This window comes from Peribacillus frigoritolerans (assembly GCF_001636405.1).
GTDB lineage: Bacteria > Bacillota > Bacilli > Bacillales > DSM-1321 > Peribacillus > Peribacillus frigoritolerans.
In genome coordinates this window covers 2,386,879-2,404,092 of the sequence record NZ_KV440950.1, presented here as the reverse complement: position 1 = coordinate 2,404,092, position 17,214 = coordinate 2,386,879, and the positions used below count along the sequence as shown (strand labels likewise).

Here is a 17,214-nt window from a genome sequence, read left to right as displayed (position 1 = left end):
ATCGCTTAATTTCAGGCGGAAATTTAAAGGGAATTTCCAAAAGGGGTTCGGAATTTTTAATTCCGAACCCCTTTTGTCTACAAACTGAGAAGGCCTTTACACTTAATGCAAGTCCTTCTTCCTTTGGTTCATTTGATTTTATAAACTTCTTTATATTTATCTTCAAGATACTTTATTAAATACTGAACATTCAGGCCTTCCCCTGTCGTTTCTTTCAAAATCTCCAAAGGTTTTTTTGATTTTCCATATTTATGTATCTTTTCATTAAGCCATTCCCTGATTGGCGCAATATCCCCCGCTTCCAACAGTCCATCAAAATCAGGCAAATCTTTAAGCATCGCTTGCTTGATTTGGGCTGCATACATATAGCCCAATGCATAAGAAGGGAAATAACCAAAGCTGCCATCTGCCCAGTGTACATCTTGCAACACGCCCATGGCATCATTTTCAGGAACAATTCCCAAATAATCCTTATATTTTTCATTCCAGACTTCCGGTAAATCCTTCACTTCAAGTTCTCCATTAAAAAGAGCCTTTTCCAGTTCATACCGAATCATTATATGTAGAGGATACGTCAGTTCATCTGCTTCAATACGGATGAACGATGGTTTCGATTCGTTAATGCCCCGGTAAAATTCATCCAGTGTCACGTCATTGAATTGTTCGGGGGCATATTCTTTTAATAAGGAGAATTTATTTTTCCAGAAGCTATGGTTCCGTCCAATGAAGTTTTCGAAAAATAAAGATTGTGATTCATGGATCCCCATGGATGTCCCGGAATCAAGTAGTGTTCCGGTTAACTCATTGGCGATATTCTGTTCATAAATGGCATGTCCACATTCATGAATGGTACCAAAGATTGCCCCCCTAAAATCATTTTCATCGTATCGGGTCGTCACCCGGACATCTCCCCTATTTATTCTAATTTCGAAAGGGTGAACCGTTTCATCCAGCCTGCCAGCCTTGAAATCGTATCCTAGCTGTTTTAGAATTTCCAAATTGAGTTGATGCTGTTTTTCTTTTGGAAATTCTTTATAAAGGAACTCTGTTTCAGGTCTATGTTCGCTTGTTGCAATCTGTTTTACCAAAGGAACGATCCTCGACCGAAGCTCACTGAATACGCTGTCAAGTACATCTACAGTCATGCCTGGTTCATACATATCCAAAAGGGTATTATATTTCGTCCCTTCATATCCCCAGTATTCTACAAACCTACGGGTATACGCTACAATTTGCTCCAGATAAGGTTGAAATAAAGAAAAATCAGCTTTTTCCCTTGCCTCTTCCCATGCACTTTCAGAACGCGATTGTAAAATGACGAATTCCTTATATTCGTTTGCAGGAATTTTCTTATTCCTTTCAAAATCTTTCTTACACACTTGCACCATTTTATTAGTCGTTTCACTAAGAGGCTCCACCGAAAGTTCTGCAATGAAGGATTCCATTTCTTTACTTGTGCTCATATTAAACACTTCGGAGGAAAGCAACCCGATAACTTCGGAACGCTGCTCAACTCCCTTTTTCGGTGCACCTGTACGCAAATCCCAAAAAATTAACGCGAGTGCTTCATTATACGCCGAGATTTTCTTTACATATTCTTTAAACTCTTTTTCTATCAGATCGATACCCTTTTTATTCATGATCACTGCTCCTTCCAACTACACTTTACCATATTATACAAAAATCATTCCTATCAGAACCACTCCGATTAAATAATTAAAATAAAAAAAGAACCAAGGGGCACCTTGGCTCTTTTTTGGATAGACTTGAGTTAAAGCGTAACAGGAAGAATGGATACAATCTTCTCTTTCACCTGCTCCGAAAGATTCTTATCAATCAAAATCTGGACTGTCCCCGAATCATTGCTCGTCCTGATCAAACGCCCTATTCCCTGGCGCAAGCGAAGGAGCATGTATGGAAGGTCCACTTCTTCAAATGCGTCGGAAACCGAGTTGCGTTTAGCCTCGAAAACTGGATCGCGCGGCGGGAATGGCAGGGAGTGTATCACAACATTTTGTAATGAAGGCCCTGGAACATCAAGTCCTTCCCATAAATGATAGGAGAAAAGAACAGATTGCTCATCCTCTTGGAACTTCTTAACCAGCTCGCTGATTTCCGCTTCCCCTTCAAAATAAAATGGATACGAAGACATTGGGCAGTTTTCCTTGAACCAATGCAATTCTTCTTTTGACTGGAACAACACGAGTGTTCGACCTTCATTTTCCTCAATTGTCTTCATCGTAAATTGAAGTTTAGCCAATTGATCTCCATTTTCGAAGGAAGGCATGTTCATTTTCATGACTTCATCGTAATCAAACGGTGATTCAACGGAAAAGCTGTCATACTTTTCTATCCCTAAACTATCTGCAATGTATTGAAAGGATTTATTATCCGATAATGTTGCCGATGAAAAAATGTAAGGGATTTTTTTAGAGAATACCTGTTCAGACAAAATATCCTGTACGAGCCTTGGCATGATGACCAATGTTTTGGTCATTTCATTTTCTTCAAACCAGGAAACGGCCTGTTCATCCTTTACAAATAGAGAAAGGGAGTAGCCCAGCTGCTCTAAATATTCTTCCGTCACTTTTAAATCATAATCATTGATCGTGTACATTTCCGCTTCAAAAACTAGGTTCTCCTCTAACTCCTCAACCTTTTTGTGAAGCTTATGGGCAAAGCTTGTAATTTCTTTGGACATTGGGATTTCATAACGATTAGATCCGCTGACATGTATCGCTTTTTCATCCAACAAATCAAAAAATTCTTCATTGATATCAATTAAATCCTCAATGATGTATAAGGTTTCTTCACGAACCTGATTGGCTGTAAGCAATTCCAAAACCGAGGCAAGGGTTTGTTCCCCAACTTTATAAGTTAAAGCCTTTTGAGCAGCAAATTCCAATAAGTGGCCTTCATCAAAGACAACGCAGCTATGATCCGGCAGCAATGGCAACTGTCCTTCACGCTTACGCTTTTCCTTGGTCCATACATGCTCCATGAAGAAGTCATGTGAACAAATGATCAAATCACTTGATTTTCGATAGTGGTCCCGTGATAGGGTTTGCCCGCATCGATGGCGTTTATCACAAGTGAAACAGTTTTGGAGTTGATCCCAGCCAACTTTAGACCAGTCTTCATCATTTAAATATGGGTACTGTTTACGGTCCCCATATGCTGTATAGGCGTTCATGGATGAGTTATCATGGACAAACTTGGGAAGTTCATCATATAGCTGATCTATTCCCTCTGAATCTTCATGATTCACAGCGTAATCCAACTTCTTTAGACATACATATTGATCGTGATATTTGGCAAGCCGAACATCCACTTCAATACCTAAAGCATTCTTGATTTTTTGGATGTCGCCTTCCTCTTTGACAAGCTGTTCAATCAACGTTTCATCTGCACACGAAATAATGGCCGGTTTATTCGTATATCTCGCATAACAAATCGCATATAGTAAATAGACCAATGTCTTACCGGTCCCTACCCCTGCTTCAGCAAAACTTACATTCTTTTCCTTAAAGGCTTTTTCTAATTGAAATGCCATGAAGATTTGTTCGTCACGCAGCTCAAATCCTTTTTCGGGAAGAATATCGTAAAAGACATCACCGATCCATTCTGAAAGCTTATCGTAAAAAGAATCTTCCTTTGTTACCGAAAAAGGCAGTGTTTTAAGCATTCTGGTCTCCCCTTTTATCTATCATCAGTATATAGAATCCGAATCATTAAAATCTTAGGCAAAAGTAAATTATCCTTTATTTCACATTAATAGTCAAGATATTTACCAACCATTAGAAAAATGAAACGTATTATGTTTTTTCTATGTATGCTGCCTGGTTGTACCATTCGTAAAATAAAAGACAGGCTCCAAAAGAGAGCCTGTCTGTAAATAATATAGGGTTGAATTAAGCTTTGTTTACGTTTGATGCTTGTGGTCCACGTTGACCTTGTTCTACATCAAATGTAACGTCTTGGCCTTCTTCAAGAGTTTTGAAACCTTCGCCTTGGATAGCTGAGAAATGTACGAATACATCGTCTCCACCTTCACGTTCGATGAATCCAAAACCTTTTTCTGCGTTAAGCCATTTTACTTTACCTTGTTCCATTTTTGTTGCCTCCTAGTGTGTTCTCCACACATTATATTACTATCCTTGTTCAAAAGAATATTAAGGTATTCCTTAAATCTGAACAAAAATAATTCATTATTAGAATAACAGAAAAGGAAATGATAAGCAAGACTGGAACCTATTATGAATAAATCGTCCTGACTAGCAAAATCCTCCGTTATATTCTACCTACTTATTCACCTTGAGGCTGTCTTGGCGGCCTTTTCCCCCAATATTGATAAAGGTCAGCACGGATGAAACCATTGAACAATTTCCTTTTTTTCGTTGCAGGCTTACCATAATGCTGTTCGAAGTCAGGGTTGGAGGTAATCATGTATACTGACCAAGTATCAAGCTTCTTGAAGGCTTGGCCCATTTCCCTATACATCTGCTCAACCGCTTTTTTCTCGCCAAGACGTTCTCCATAAGGCGGGTTCCCGACAATGACACCATACTCTTTCCTGGTTGAGATATCCCTCACCTGCATTTGTTTGAATTCAATCAGATCACCAAGACCGGCTTCAAAACTATTAGCTTTAGCTATATCGACCATTCGATGGTCAATATCACAGCCGGTTATGTCCAAGTACTGATCATAATCCGCTAAATCTTCAGCCTCGATCCGTGCTTCATCCCAAACCTTGCTGTCCATCCATGACCAAGTTTCAGATACGAATTCCCTATTAAACCCAGGTGCTATGTTCTGACCAATTAAGGCCGCCTCGATGGGAATCGTTCCAGATCCACAAAATGGATCTATGAAAGGTTTATCCGCTTTCCAATTGGTCAGCATGATTAACGCAGCCGCCAATGTTTCTTTAAGAGGTGCCTCCCCCTGCCCGGTTCGATATCCCCGTTTATGCAGACCTGCACCTGAAGTGTCTATGGTAAGTGTCACAACATCTTTTAAAATAGATACTTCAATTTTAAACAAAGGACCAGTCTCGGCAAACCAAGACACTTGCTTGTATTTACTTTTCAATCTATCAACAATTGCCTTTTTGACAATTGCCTGACAATCAGGGACACTGTATAGCTTTGACTTAACGGATTTTCCACTCACGGGGAACTCGACATCGGCCGATAAGTAATCCTCCCAATTCAATGCCTTTGTTTTTTCAAACAACTCATCAAATGAATATGCTTTAAATTCCGCGACTTTAATTTTTACCCTATCGGCAGTGCGCAGCCATAAATTAGAGCGGGCAATGGCGGATTGATCCCCTTTATACGTTATTTTACCATTTTCGACTTGACAATCGTAACCAAGATCCCGAACCTCCTTGGCAACAATTGATTCCAATCCCATTGCTGATGTTGCGATAATATCGAATTGTTTCATTAATTCTGCACCTTCTTTCCATTAATCCAAATCAATGGCACCTTTTCGCGAATTTCTTCATTTATGTATTTTTAGAAGCAGGCATTGATTTTTTACATAAACCTTATTTGAAAGGTCCACTACCATTATCTTGTCGTTAGAATTCTTCATTGTTGGCCTAGCTTCTATCATGATCATATAGCGGGAACGTCTATGGATTACCGTTAAATAAAAGCTTTACTCTATTATGCACCCACTCGCTGCAATTATATGATTGAAATCATCCAAACCAATTATGTATGGTTCCCATCCATTATCCGCCTTCAGCTAACAGAAGAGTTAAGGAACCTTTATAAATAGGATACCCAGAATCAAGGAATGCTTAACATTCCAACACTATTTTTAACACCGTTTCCGAAGACTTCATTCATGCCTTTTCTTTACGCTGTACACTTTTCGAATGGTATGAAAAACTTGCCAAGTTCTAAGTTTAACACAGCGGAGTTTCAGAAAACGAAAAATAAAAGGAAATGCCCAATCTTTTTATATTAGGGCAATCTCCATAAACAAAAACTCTCCTTTTAAAAGGAGAGTTGTGCTTTTGGTGTAATATGATAACGTTTTGTAAGCCATGTTTTGTTCCTCAGTACTGCAAGCGACTCGCGTCTCGTACTTCGGCGGTAATCATCTATCTACAGAAGCATGTGCTCCTGTCCTTCTCCTCGTTCATTTCCAAGGAAGAAAGCGCCCCTACCATTAATTTGGGTTTCTCGCTCGTGGGGTTTACCTCGTTCCACCCTTTACATTTCTGTAAAGGCTACGTCACTGTGGCACTTTTATAGGTATTCATGCCATATCCAAAAGGACTTAGGCATTTTCCCAGCCGTCAGCAATCCAAGATTGCTGCCCAAGCTTATTTTTTCGCCAGGCACGAACACTACGGACATCGCAGTCCGTGCGAGCATGGACTTTCCTCTACTGCATAAATGCAGCAGCAATTACCCAAACGTTAACATAACATAATTGATTATACTCCATTATTCACGAAAACACAATACCACAATAATTTTTACTTTTACAATGCAAAACCTCAATCAAAAAGCTTGTTACCAAAAACGTGCTTTTCCAAGTTGGATAACCGTTTAAGGATGTCAAAGTTAGTAGTTCCCGGGGTAGCACTTGGAGCAGGTTGATTTGGACGTTTCGTACTCTCGTCGGCTTGTTTTTTCAATTTAAGATTTTCTTGTTTAAGATCTTCAATTTCCTGATGGAACACTTCATAATCTTTAATGATCAGATCCAGGAATTGATCCACATCTTCAGGTTTATACCCGCGCATGGCTGTTTTAAAATCTTTTTCAAGAATATCTTTAGCCGTTAATTTTATCTTATCGGATAGCATAAGACTTCACCTCAATACTTTCGCCAATACAATCGACTTTTTATTATTTTTTCAAATCTGCTTGGGTTTGTCAACGAAACACCTTTTTGTATCTTACTGTTTCAGTGAACGGTATGTATTCCCAATAAAACTGTATCTAAATTTCATAATAATATGATTATGCTTTAGAAACAACTTTTAATCCATAATTATTTTCTCTCATTCTTCGGACCATCTCGCTTCTTCCGCAGCCGATTGCAAATCATCAAAGTTTATCTGAAAGATGGGGTATGGCTGTGTTTCAGCTTTTTTCATCGCTTCGAAATAAGGATATCGGGCTGATCCTTCTTTTTCGGCTTCGAAAATGATGAGCATGGCATCGCTTTTATGGACCATATACCTATTTTTGATTTTAAGCTGTTCGGGTCCTTCATATGGTTTGTTGAAAATGGATTCAACAAAATCGGCACGGGCCAATATGGATCGGTAAAACTCTTGATTCGTTTCATTCCATGACTCTTCCTGTTTCAGGAAAGGAGTAAGCACCCCTAATTTTAGCTGATGAAATTCTTCCTGTAATTCGAAAACCACTTCGGCACCCCATAGTTCCGTACCCAACTGACCTGAGATGATCACCCATTCCAGCCCATCTTCCACCAATGGCAGGAGACGTTGTTTCATCGCTTTCTTTATATATTTTACGGCTTCATGGTCATTTTTAAATATCCCGAATTCAAAAGCTTTGTAGCCGGTCATATATAAAACCTTCATTACATAGTCAATCTCCCTTATAACATGATTATGTACGAAAACAAGGGCTTAATAAGCCCTTATTTTTTAGTATCCAAAATGCCTAGGCGGACAGCCTGGGTTATGCGGCGGCCTTCCACAGATCAAGTGTTGATTATAGCACTCGTTCACAACGGATTGAGTATGCGGGAAATAATGCTTAAACGTGTTCACATGTTTATTGACATTTGTAGTATGTGATGGATGAACGACAGGAATCACTGTGTTCGATACATTCGTATTGACATATTGCTGTGTTGGAGAGACTTGCGCTGGGGCAACTTGAGATGGAGATGTTTGTGTTGGACCATATTGCGCTGGAGACACAGCCGTTGGACTATAGGCTCCCATTACGTCAGACGCTCCCATTACGTTTGAATTTTTTTTACCGGTTGATGCGCCCATTACATTGTTTTGTGTGCCCATTACATTGTTGTGTGCGCCCATTACATTGCTGTGTGCGCCCATTACATTGCTGTGTGCGCCCATTACATTGTTGTGTACGCCCATTACATTGTTGGATGCGCCCATTACATTGCTGTGTGCGCCCATTACATTGTTGGATGCTCCCATTACATGGGGTTTATTTCCTCCACAATTACGAAAATACATTTATAATACGTCCCCTTTCATCATGATAAGTTTAGTCTTACCATTACAGACTATGAAAAAAAGGGGATACGTGTACTGATGAAATGACCTAATTATACAGAATAAGTATAAAACGATGTATGGCTGTCGATAAGTACACTATTATATGAATGCTATCTCTTCAAATATAGAGGGTGATTTCTACAAAAAGGAATAGAGACTGTCTTTTAATGAAGTAAATAAAACAATCGTTAAACAAAGGACAACAAAAAATAGAAATAAAGTCGTTTTATACATTTCTCCGCTCCGCTTTCACCTTAATTTTATTTGATGTAAAGGTATGAAATGAACACTTGGAATTTCACCCTCAACTCTTTCCATTTTACACACAATAGTTGAAGGCTACAATAATTGTATACATATTTTTTATTTTCATCCTTTTGCACTAAAAGACCATTCTCATTCCTTTATTTTATACAGAAATATCCTTTGAACCTTCTTTCTTTTTGAGCCGCCGAATCCTCTTTTCCAATTCCAATTGTTTTTTTTCCTGAGTGACCCCTTCTTTTACCATCTCTTGATGGGCGATTATTGAACATTTTAGAGCATGACCGACTTCCTTAAATTGATGTTCGTATAATTTTGCACATTCAATCTGTGCCTGTATCCTTATTTGCACATTCCCTTTTAAGGCAACTTCCTTCCAAATCTCTAAAGCTTCATTGAATTGTTTTAGCTTCTTTTTCTGGAAAGCTAAGGCATGACCAGCCATTATCCGATCTTCCTCACTTCCCGCTTCCAATATTTTTTGATATGTCTCAACTGACTCCTCTTTTTTCCCCAAATAATCGAGCCATCGTGCAATCTCCATGGACTCTTCCGTATATCCATCGATTTGGAGGATTTTTCGGGACAAATGAATATACAATGTGATCAGTGATAAGATATCCCATTCATTATGCTTCATGATCCCAAACAGAATTTCCGGATTCTTCCTCTCAACAAAATCAAAATAAATCATCGGCGCCAAATATCCAGGAATATCATCCTCTCTATGTACACCTAAAATATCTGTTTCTACCGCAGATAATTTCACTCGCTCCAATTTGTTTCTCCAAAGGCGTCTTGAAGCATGATACAAATCGAAATGTCCGAACTCCGGTAGTTTTGGTACATGTTCTTTTATCAAGGTATGTCTTGTTTTTAGCTGAGGCCAATCAAAGGATTTACCATTATATGTGACAAGGGTTTCGTAATTGATGTTTTCCAGAAAGCTTTGATAAAGCGGGATTTCACTTCCTGGCTGCGGAAGGATATGTTGCTTCACGACAACTTCTTCACCTTCTAAATACGCATAGCCAAGTAAAAAAATGGTATTGCCTGCTCCGCCTCCAAGCCCTGTCGTTTCCGTATCGAAGAAAAACAGATCTTCACTTTTAACGCCCTTGGCGGAGAGTGGATGCTCAAATGAAGCTTGATTCCACTCTTTTACGACCTTTTTCAGCTCGGAAAATGCATATAAGCCGTGTTTGTGATTTATAGGGTAGCGGACTTCCCTAATGAAACAATAGTCACCATCGAAATGAAAGGAAACGGTATCGTTCTCCAGCCACTTTTCAAAGTAAGGAATTTCTTCATTTTCTTTCTGGTCAATTACTTCTATAGGAGAAGTATGTTTCTCTAGGTTCATATGGGTTTTCATACGGTTTAGTTTATTTTTTAAAGACATGAAATTACACCTCTTTTCACGGATCCCTGTAATCTATTAATGTTTTTGCTTACAAAATTGACCTAATAATTGATTGGCATCACTCTTGGCTGTTTTCGTTGCGGATTCCGTTCCAATACAGGAAGGACAGCCGCTTTCACAAGTGCAATTCTCGATCATTGATATTGTTTCCATCAGGATGACTTCAGAGTTTTCATATACTTTATCACTTAACCCTATGCCACCCGGATAACTATCATAGATGAAAATGGTCGGTTTTTCATTATGCGCTGCCTTAACCTGCGGATACACATGGATATCATGCGGATCGCACATAACATATAGCGGAATCATGTAATTCAGTGCATGGGAGGCTCCTATCATTCCTTGTTCTATTCGATTTTCGTCCCAATTGAATATATCAGAATCCATGGAAAGCATGGCCGAACTCGTATGCAGCTCCATCTCCGGAAGACTGATTGGTCCTGAACCAATATTTTCATGAGTTTCGAATTTGATTTTCTTGAAGATCGTAGGCATTGCCCGGATTGCGACATCACCAAAAGCAGCTGCTGTGGAAGCGAAAGTTCGCTGTTTATCGACTTCCAATACAGACAACTGGACAGCAAGGTTAGCATCCGTATAATAGTCCACATTGACTTCTCGTACATAAGCTTTCTTTTCATCCCAATCAAGTTCTTCCACTTGAAATTGAATTCCCTGGTGCAAATAAATGGCTTCATCGTGGAGAAGGGTCATTGCACTGAACGTATCCATTTCCCCGATGACCCGATTAACCGGTGCATTCGTTTGGTCGATGATCACGACATTTTCCTGTGCCGCTGAACGCAGGCTGATATTGCTTGCAGGAAAAGCATCATTCATCCAATGCCATTTGTCCCCATTCAAGTGTAAGACCCTTTCTTCTGTAAGGAATTCAAGAACGTCCATAATCTCTGTTTTCCCAAATGTATCGCCTTTTTTAAATGGCAGCTCATATGCTGCACATTTCACATGATCAACCAGGATCAAAAGATTATCCGGATTGATTCTTGCCGTTTCTGGATTTCTGGTAAAGAAATAATCAGGATGCTGTACGATATATTGATCAAGGGCACTGGAACTGCCAACCATGATGATCAATGCTTCACCATGTCTTCTTCCTGCCCGTCCCGCCTGTTGCCAGGCACTCGATATGGATCCTGGGTAACCAGTCATTATGCAAACCTGAAGCTGGCCGATATCGACACCCAACTCTAGTGCATTTGTGGATACCACTCCATAAATGGAACCATCCCTAAGGCCTTGTTCAATTTCCCTACGCTGTGTTGGCAAATATCCGCCGCGATAGCCCCTGATTGATTTTGGCCCCAATTGCTTTGACACAAGTTCCTGTAGATATGTCAATAGAATTTCCACACGAACCCTGCTTCGGGCAAAAACGATGGTTTGAATTTTATTTTTCAAAAATTCATTTGCCAGCTTCCTGACTTCCAAAACCGCACTCCTGCGTATGTTCAGCGGTTTATTGACTATTGGGGGATTGTAAAACACAAAATGCTTTTTCCCACTCGGGGCTCCGTTATTATCGATAAGGACCATTTGTTTTTCCGTAAGCTCTTCTGCCAACTCTTTTGGGTTATTGATCGTAGCGGAAGTACAGATGAATACAGGGTCGCTTCCATAAAAATTGCAAATCCTCTTTAACCTTCTAATGACGTTGGCTGTATGACTTCCGAAAACGCCGCGGTAAATATGAAGTTCATCGATGACCACATACTTCAAGTTTTCAAATAAAGAGACCCATTTCGTATGATGGGGCAGGATTCCTGAATGGAGCATATCAGGATTGGTGATCACGATATGTCCGGCCTGGCGGATTTTTTGCCTGATATTTGAAGGTGTGTCCCCGTCGTATGTATAACTATTTATTTCAGCATCCATTTCATGGATCATTTCAGTCAATTCGCTTTTTTGATCATAGCTCAGTGCTTTTGTCGGAAAAATATAAAGCGCCCTGGTTTTTTCATCTTCCAGTATTTTTTGAAGGACCGGCAAGTTATAGCATAATGTTTTACCAGAAGCTGTGGGGGTCACCGCTACAAGGCTATTGCCGCTGACAGCAGTATCAAATGCAGTTGCCTGATGGGTATACAACCCATTAATCCCCCGTATTTCAAGAGCATGCTTGATCTTATCATTCATTGCTTCGGGAAAGGGAACATGTTTTGCCTCTTTTGCTTCAATGACTTGCCAATGTACTATATTTTCTTTAAAATCTTCATTTGTTTTTAGATCCTTTATGACTTCCAGTAAATTTTTTCGCAGTTTCATTTAACCACCTCATCCTCCTATTCTACCGAATGAACGTTCTATGCAAAAGGGAAACTATTTCCTATTCAAAAAAAAAAGCTGGAAACGTCAACATCTCGTTTCCAGCCCGGTCATTTTTTTCACTTAATTCTTCTCGACAAAGCGAATGATTTCTTCAATTAGTCTGCCTGGAGCTTCCAACATTCCCATATGGCCGCTGCCCTTAAGTATTACTTCATTGATATGGCTCCCTTTTACAGAAAAGGTTTTTTCAACGGGAATCACCTTATCCTTTTCACCTGCAACCAAAAGGACAGGCAACTTCGTATCTTTGAGAACATGATTTCTGTCCATTCTGTTCCTCATGGCATGTAAAGACCCTATCGCACCAATTTCACTTGTTTTATATCCGATTTCCTTTGTATGTTCAATATTGGGATCATCGGAATGAGCGAAAAGCTTTGGTATAAGTCCGTCAATGAAAGCAGGGATACCCTCACTTTCGATTTTCTCGACTGATTTTAAGCGCCCTGCCTTTCCAGTCTCATCATCCGGGAAAGCGGTGGAATGCACCAATGAAAAACCAGACAATTTCCCAGGAAACCTTTCTGCGAATGCCAAGGTGATATATCCCCCAAGCGAATGACCAAACATATATACCTGTCCGATTTCCAGTTCTTCCAAAAATGACGCAATATCAGCAGCCATATCTTCAATCGAGAATGACTCCCCTATTTCCTCACTTGCACCATGTCCCCGTAAATCAACGGCAATAACCCGGTATTCTTCCTTTAATCCAGCAATGATGTCACTCCAATATTCATGGCTTCCGCAAAATCCATGGATAAACAACAATGTCTCCTTTCCTTTCCCGGCATCTATGTAGGAAAGCTTGCTATCTGTCATATTAATCCCTCATTTCCTTTATTAATCATTCAGTACCGTTATTCCCTATGGACCTGAATCTGAAACCCAACAGTCCATTCACATTTCTTCATTCCTCACATAGCTTATAGGCAAAGGAATTTTTTAGAAAGGAGCACCGTGATGACCTCTTCTGAAAAAAATAATAACCGGAATCGAATGGAACCCTTTTCCCATTTCATTAACAAAATGGATCGGCTGTTTTCCGAAAGGCCTCCTAAAGGCATGCTGAAATCTCTTGACGATTTCTTCGGTTCGGCGAAAGAACGCAGCTTTCCGGTTGATATTCACGAAACGCATTCAGAATATACCCTTACTGCCACCTTGCCCGGAATTCCACGCAGCCAAATATCAATTGATGTACTGTCCCATGCCGTAACCATATCTGCAAAGCATGTAGATGGAAAGCATAAAAATCAAGGATTGTTCCAAAAGGAAGTTCCGGCCGGTACTCTTTCAAGAACCATCTCCTTTCCAAAACCGATTGATGAAGCAAATGTGACCGCTCGACATCGCGATGGCATCCTCACACTTCACCTACCCAAAATCAGGGGGAATCGGATTGAAATCCATTAGGCATGAATAAAAGCAGACTTAAAAAAGTGGCTGGTCACTTGTAAGTCTGCTTTTTTCTTTTATTCTCCATCTATGCTTTGAAGAAGCCCCCCACTCCTTTGACCATTGAAGATACTTGGGAAACTGTATTCATCATTTGTCCAGCTGTGTTCATCATCTTCGTTATATCCATGGAGCCATCTTGTGTTTTGAATTGATTCATGACCGATTTGAAACCCGATGGCTGGGGTTTTTGCATGAACTGCTGTTTTGGATATGGATTATGAGCCTGCTGCTGACTTTGCGGAGGTCTTTTAGCTGGCTGTAACGGATTTGCGAACGGACTAAAAGCTTGCGGCTGAAGATTGGACTGGATTGGCTGCATTTGTGCCAATGGCTGCATAACACTGTTGCCCGGATAAGCTCCCACGGGCATCGCCTGCTGCGGGACTGGTTGAAATGGGTGATACGCTGCCTGCTGATAAGGATCATGATATGGCGTCATATAGCCCCCTGTATCCTGGTGATGATATGGATACATAAATGGTTGTTCAAGATTATGATTATTTGGCGGAGGATACGGCATTGGCTGTTGGTATCCTCCCCAATTTTCCGACATTGATTGAGGAAACTGTCCTTGATTTGGGGAGATTTGGTTATAACCGGATCTCATCATCACAATAAGCCCTCCTCTTTTTCATTACATGGTTCTGATAATATATGAAAAAAGAAGGAATAAAGTGTAGATGTTTTTATGATAAAATCCGATCGATTTCCGTTTTTACATTATTAAGGATGAATTCGATCGACTGGACATGGCTTTTAAATCGCTTATAACTTGTTTTAGGAAAAAATGCCTGAACGGCCACATCAGAAAGGTTATGGGCGGTTTGTTCGATTTGCTCGGGGAAAAGATGCCTAAATTCGGTTTCTTTCATCCACTCCTTCATTCCTGTTTCCCATTCGATGCATACGGTCCTGACCTGATCTGCAAACGGCTTTACTTCCGAAAAGAAATCCTTTTCCTTTCCTTCCAGGCGTACACCCTCATAAATATCATCTGCCTGCTCCGTATATTTAATCAATTGTTCTGTTAATAGCTGCAGTTTTTCTTTTTGCACAATATATTCCTCCGTACATTTGTTTCCCTTAGTATAATCCAGTTCTCCATAAAATGAAATTCCTGAGGATTATACGTGCAATTCAGTGAAAACCTTGTGTTTTATAATTGTTTTTTCCGGAACAATGGAAAAGGAGTGGTTCACACCTTCAGCATTCACCCAATAATCCTCGGCTTTCTCAATGGCTTCCTGGGCTTCATTAACCAAAGTATATTGTTCCGCCCATAGTTTACACCGCACTGTATTTACAGTTTCCCCATATGAAATTTCCAAACGATCCAGGCTGGTACTGATCTCAGCTATCATCCTTAATATCTCTTCTGTTGCGACACTTTTATTGACCATGCTGATCCCTCCCATTCTTTACCTGTACTATTCTTTTTTTTATCTGAAAGCCCTTCATGACTGACAAAACTAGAAGCGAATCGGCAAAGAAAGTGCAATTCACTTAATTTATTATGCCCTTCGACAACAATGGCAGAATGAAGAATGGAGTTTTAAACAAGAATACAGAAAGGAGGTGATTTTATGCAGTCGAATGAAAGCAGACAGCAGAAAAACGAAAAACGACAAAAGCCGCCCACTAAAGAGGCAGGAACAGGAAACCCGAAACTTAGTGGAGAAAACCGCCCCTCTACGTAAGTAATAAATACTGAACGATAAACAGGGGAAGGCTTCATCGACGCCTTCCCTGTTTCCTATTATAAAATCCAATTTTTGATTATTGCTGCCGTGTGCAGCTGTTTTTGTTTATGATCATACCATTCCGTCAAATGCGGGTCTTTTTCCCATTTGGGTTCAATGAACCATTTTTTTTTAACCTTTTTTTTCATATCCCATTGCTCTGTCTCCCCTGCTTGATGATGAATCAATGGATATACTCCTCTTAGCATCGGGGTTTCATGGTATCTAGGCTTTTTTCGATATTGTTCATAATCATATCTGGCACCCGTTGGTTCAGTCCTGCAGGAAAATTCATAAAATAGTGGAAATAAATCTTCAGAAAATAAAAGCCCAGCCAACCTTTTCCCCAATTCAATCCTTTTATCGATATTTCTAAAATGCGCAACGGACGATCCATACAGTTCTCCATTGCAAGTAGGAAATAAAACGGTGCTAAAATGCATCCAGTCCTGCAGGAAAAATAACAGAGAATGAAAAACGAAGGATTGCTTTTTAATAACCGGTTCTTCAATGATGTTTTGTTCATTTATGATAAGCGCAGTGACTAATTTTTCACGATTTCCATATTTCCAAAAGGAATACCATTCGTTCTTCATGAATTTGGTAATAAAAAAATAATGACATAAGTGAAACAATGGACGTCCATATTTCGTCGAATAATGATAGAGAAGTAATTGCGGATATGCATCTTGGAATATTCTCCAGTTGGCTTCTTCATACGTTAGGAATAATTGATGCCTGTATTTAAGGCCAAGTAAATTGGTAAACCAAATCCCTTCAAGATCACACATATTCCAGCCTGCATTCCTGGAAACCATACCGGCTAAAAAAGACCATTGTATTTCTGGGTGGATTCTAAAAAATTGTTCATATGCTTTCGTTCTTGATATATTATCCCTATTCCCTTTTTCAGTTTGGGCTTTTATGGATTGGAGCAACTGCTTTTCCGTCTTTAACATTCGCATCTAGCCTTTCTATAGCGATGAATTGTGACATATAGTTGTACATAAATCCTATCGTTCTAAGAAACAATTCTTTTTATTCACATATTGGATTCTTTTTTTGCTAATATAGATAAGTGAAAAAAAGGAGGGGTAAAAGTGGCATTTCATTATCCCAACGGAAGAAGATTTGTACCGCAGGCTATGGAAGAAAAGAAAAGTCCACTAAAAAAAATCAGTTACAGCAACCGGGGAAAAACATTGGAAGACGATTTGAACGAAACCAATCAGTATTATTTAGCACACGGCATTGCCGTCATCCATAAAAAACCGACACCCATACAAATTGTCGATGTCCACTATCCGAAAAGAAGTGCTGCAGTCATTAAAGAAGCTTATTTCAAACAAGCATCGACCACCGATTATAATGGTGTTTATAAAGGAAAGTACATTGATTTTGAGGCAAAGGAAACGAAAAACAGCAGTTCGTTCCCGCTGAAGAATTTTCATGACCATCAAATTGAACATATGAAGCATATCGTTCAGCATGACGGAATTGCGTTTGTCATCATCCGGTTTTCCGCAATGGATGATATATATTTAATGAGTTCCGAACAACTGAGTTTTTATTGGAAGAGAATGAAAGAAGGCGGACGCAAATCTATAACTCTTCAAGAGGTTGAAAGCAGTTCACGAAAGATTACTCTTGGCTTTCAACCGAGAATTGACTATATTAAAGTAGTAGATTCGCTCATCTCAGAAAATTTTTAGTTT

16 protein-coding genes and 1 other RNA gene are annotated in these 17,214 nt (G+C 39.6%); 2 read left to right on the top strand and 15 right to left on the bottom strand.

Features of this window, described 5'->3' with window-relative positions; all coding sequences use genetic code 11:
- Positions 1-128: 128 nt before the first annotated feature.
- The 11 genes from A6755_RS11745 to A6755_RS11695 form a co-directional block, all read right to left on the bottom strand.
- On the bottom strand, positions 129-1,640 hold the full coding sequence (locus A6755_RS11745) for a carboxypeptidase M32 (RefSeq protein ID WP_063590726.1): 1,512 nt from the start codon (positions 1,638-1,640) through the stop codon (positions 129-131).
- A gap of 131 nt (positions 1,641-1,771) precedes the next feature.
- Positions 1,772-3,685 (bottom strand): ATP-dependent DNA helicase, encoded by a 1,914-nt coding sequence (locus A6755_RS11740; RefSeq protein WP_063590725.1) that lies wholly within the window; start codon positions 3,683-3,685, stop codon positions 1,772-1,774.
- 226 nt (positions 3,686-3,911) lie between these two features.
- Positions 3,912-4,112, bottom strand: coding sequence for a cold-shock protein (locus A6755_RS11735; RefSeq protein WP_063590724.1), 201 nt, complete (start codon positions 4,110-4,112; stop codon positions 3,912-3,914).
- Positions 4,113-4,305: 193 nt separating this feature from the next.
- Complete coding sequence (locus A6755_RS11730; protein ID WP_048688389.1) at positions 4,306-5,454, bottom strand: THUMP domain-containing class I SAM-dependent RNA methyltransferase; 1,149 nt, start codon at positions 5,452-5,454, stop codon at positions 4,306-4,308.
- A 599-nt stretch (positions 5,455-6,053) separates the two neighbouring features.
- Positions 6,054-6,443: RNase P RNA component class B (gene rnpB / locus A6755_RS11725), an RNA gene on the bottom strand.
- An 80-nt stretch (positions 6,444-6,523) separates the two neighbouring features.
- Positions 6,524-6,835 carry a cell division regulator GpsB gene (gpsB, locus tag A6755_RS11720; RefSeq protein WP_034307876.1) on the bottom strand — a complete coding sequence of 104 codons (312 nt, stop codon included), beginning with the start codon at positions 6,833-6,835 and terminating at the stop codon, positions 6,524-6,526.
- Between the two features lie 198 nt (positions 6,836-7,033).
- Positions 7,034-7,585 carry an SLOG family protein gene (locus tag A6755_RS11715; protein WP_063590723.1) on the bottom strand — a complete coding sequence of 184 codons (552 nt, stop codon included), beginning with the start codon at positions 7,583-7,585 and terminating at the stop codon, positions 7,034-7,036.
- 66 nt (positions 7,586-7,651) lie between these two features.
- Positions 7,652-8,215 carry a CotD family spore coat protein gene (locus tag A6755_RS27555; RefSeq protein ID WP_244889660.1) on the bottom strand — a complete coding sequence of 188 codons (564 nt, stop codon included), beginning with the start codon at positions 8,213-8,215 and terminating at the stop codon, positions 7,652-7,654.
- A gap of 451 nt (positions 8,216-8,666) precedes the next feature.
- The gene (locus tag A6755_RS11705) at positions 8,667-9,923 is read right to left on the bottom strand and encodes a ribonuclease H-like domain-containing protein (protein ID WP_063590722.1); all 1,257 of its coding nucleotides are present in this window, start codon (positions 9,921-9,923) and stop codon (positions 8,667-8,669) included.
- Positions 9,924-9,959: 36 nt separating this feature from the next.
- Entirely contained in the window at positions 9,960-12,236 is a 2,277-nt protein-coding gene (locus tag A6755_RS11700; protein ID WP_063590721.1) for a DEAD/DEAH box helicase, read from the bottom strand.
- Positions 12,237-12,359: 123 nt separating this feature from the next.
- Positions 12,360-13,121, bottom strand: coding sequence for an alpha/beta fold hydrolase (locus tag A6755_RS11695; protein WP_063590720.1), 762 nt, complete (start codon positions 13,119-13,121; stop codon positions 12,360-12,362).
- Positions 13,122-13,262: 141 nt separating this feature from the next.
- On the opposite strand from A6755_RS11695, the gene A6755_RS11690 reads away from it, so the two are divergent.
- Positions 13,263-13,715, top strand: a complete 453-nt coding sequence (locus tag A6755_RS11690; protein WP_034307891.1) for an Hsp20/alpha crystallin family protein — start codon at positions 13,263-13,265, stop codon at positions 13,713-13,715.
- A gap of 70 nt (positions 13,716-13,785) precedes the next feature.
- Here A6755_RS11690 and A6755_RS11685 read toward each other — a convergent pair whose 3' ends face one another.
- The 4 genes from A6755_RS11685 to A6755_RS11670 all read right to left on the bottom strand — a co-directional run bounded on the left by A6755_RS11685 (position 13,786) and on the right by A6755_RS11670 (position 16,458).
- The gene (locus A6755_RS11685; protein WP_377307353.1) at positions 13,786-14,370 is read right to left on the bottom strand and encodes a YppG family protein; all 585 of its coding nucleotides are present in this window, start codon (positions 14,368-14,370) and stop codon (positions 13,786-13,788) included.
- A gap of 76 nt (positions 14,371-14,446) precedes the next feature.
- Positions 14,447-14,815: a YppE family protein gene (locus tag A6755_RS11680; RefSeq protein WP_034307893.1), complete on the bottom strand. Its 369-nt coding sequence runs from the start codon at positions 14,813-14,815 to the stop codon at positions 14,447-14,449.
- A gap of 69 nt (positions 14,816-14,884) precedes the next feature.
- The gene (locus A6755_RS11675) at positions 14,885-15,160 is read right to left on the bottom strand and encodes a hypothetical protein (RefSeq protein ID WP_048688368.1); all 276 of its coding nucleotides are present in this window, start codon (positions 15,158-15,160) and stop codon (positions 14,885-14,887) included.
- Between the two features lie 356 nt (positions 15,161-15,516).
- A complete protein-coding gene (locus A6755_RS11670; protein WP_244889659.1) occupies positions 15,517-16,458 on the bottom strand; it encodes a DUF2515 family protein in 942 nt (313 codons plus the stop codon).
- Between the two features lie 141 nt (positions 16,459-16,599).
- Here A6755_RS11670 and recU point away from each other — a divergent pair, with 141 nt between their 5' ends.
- Positions 16,600-17,211, top strand: coding sequence for a Holliday junction resolvase RecU (gene recU / locus A6755_RS11665; RefSeq protein WP_034307899.1), 612 nt, complete (start codon positions 16,600-16,602; stop codon positions 17,209-17,211).
- Positions 17,212-17,214 lie beyond the last annotated feature (3 nt).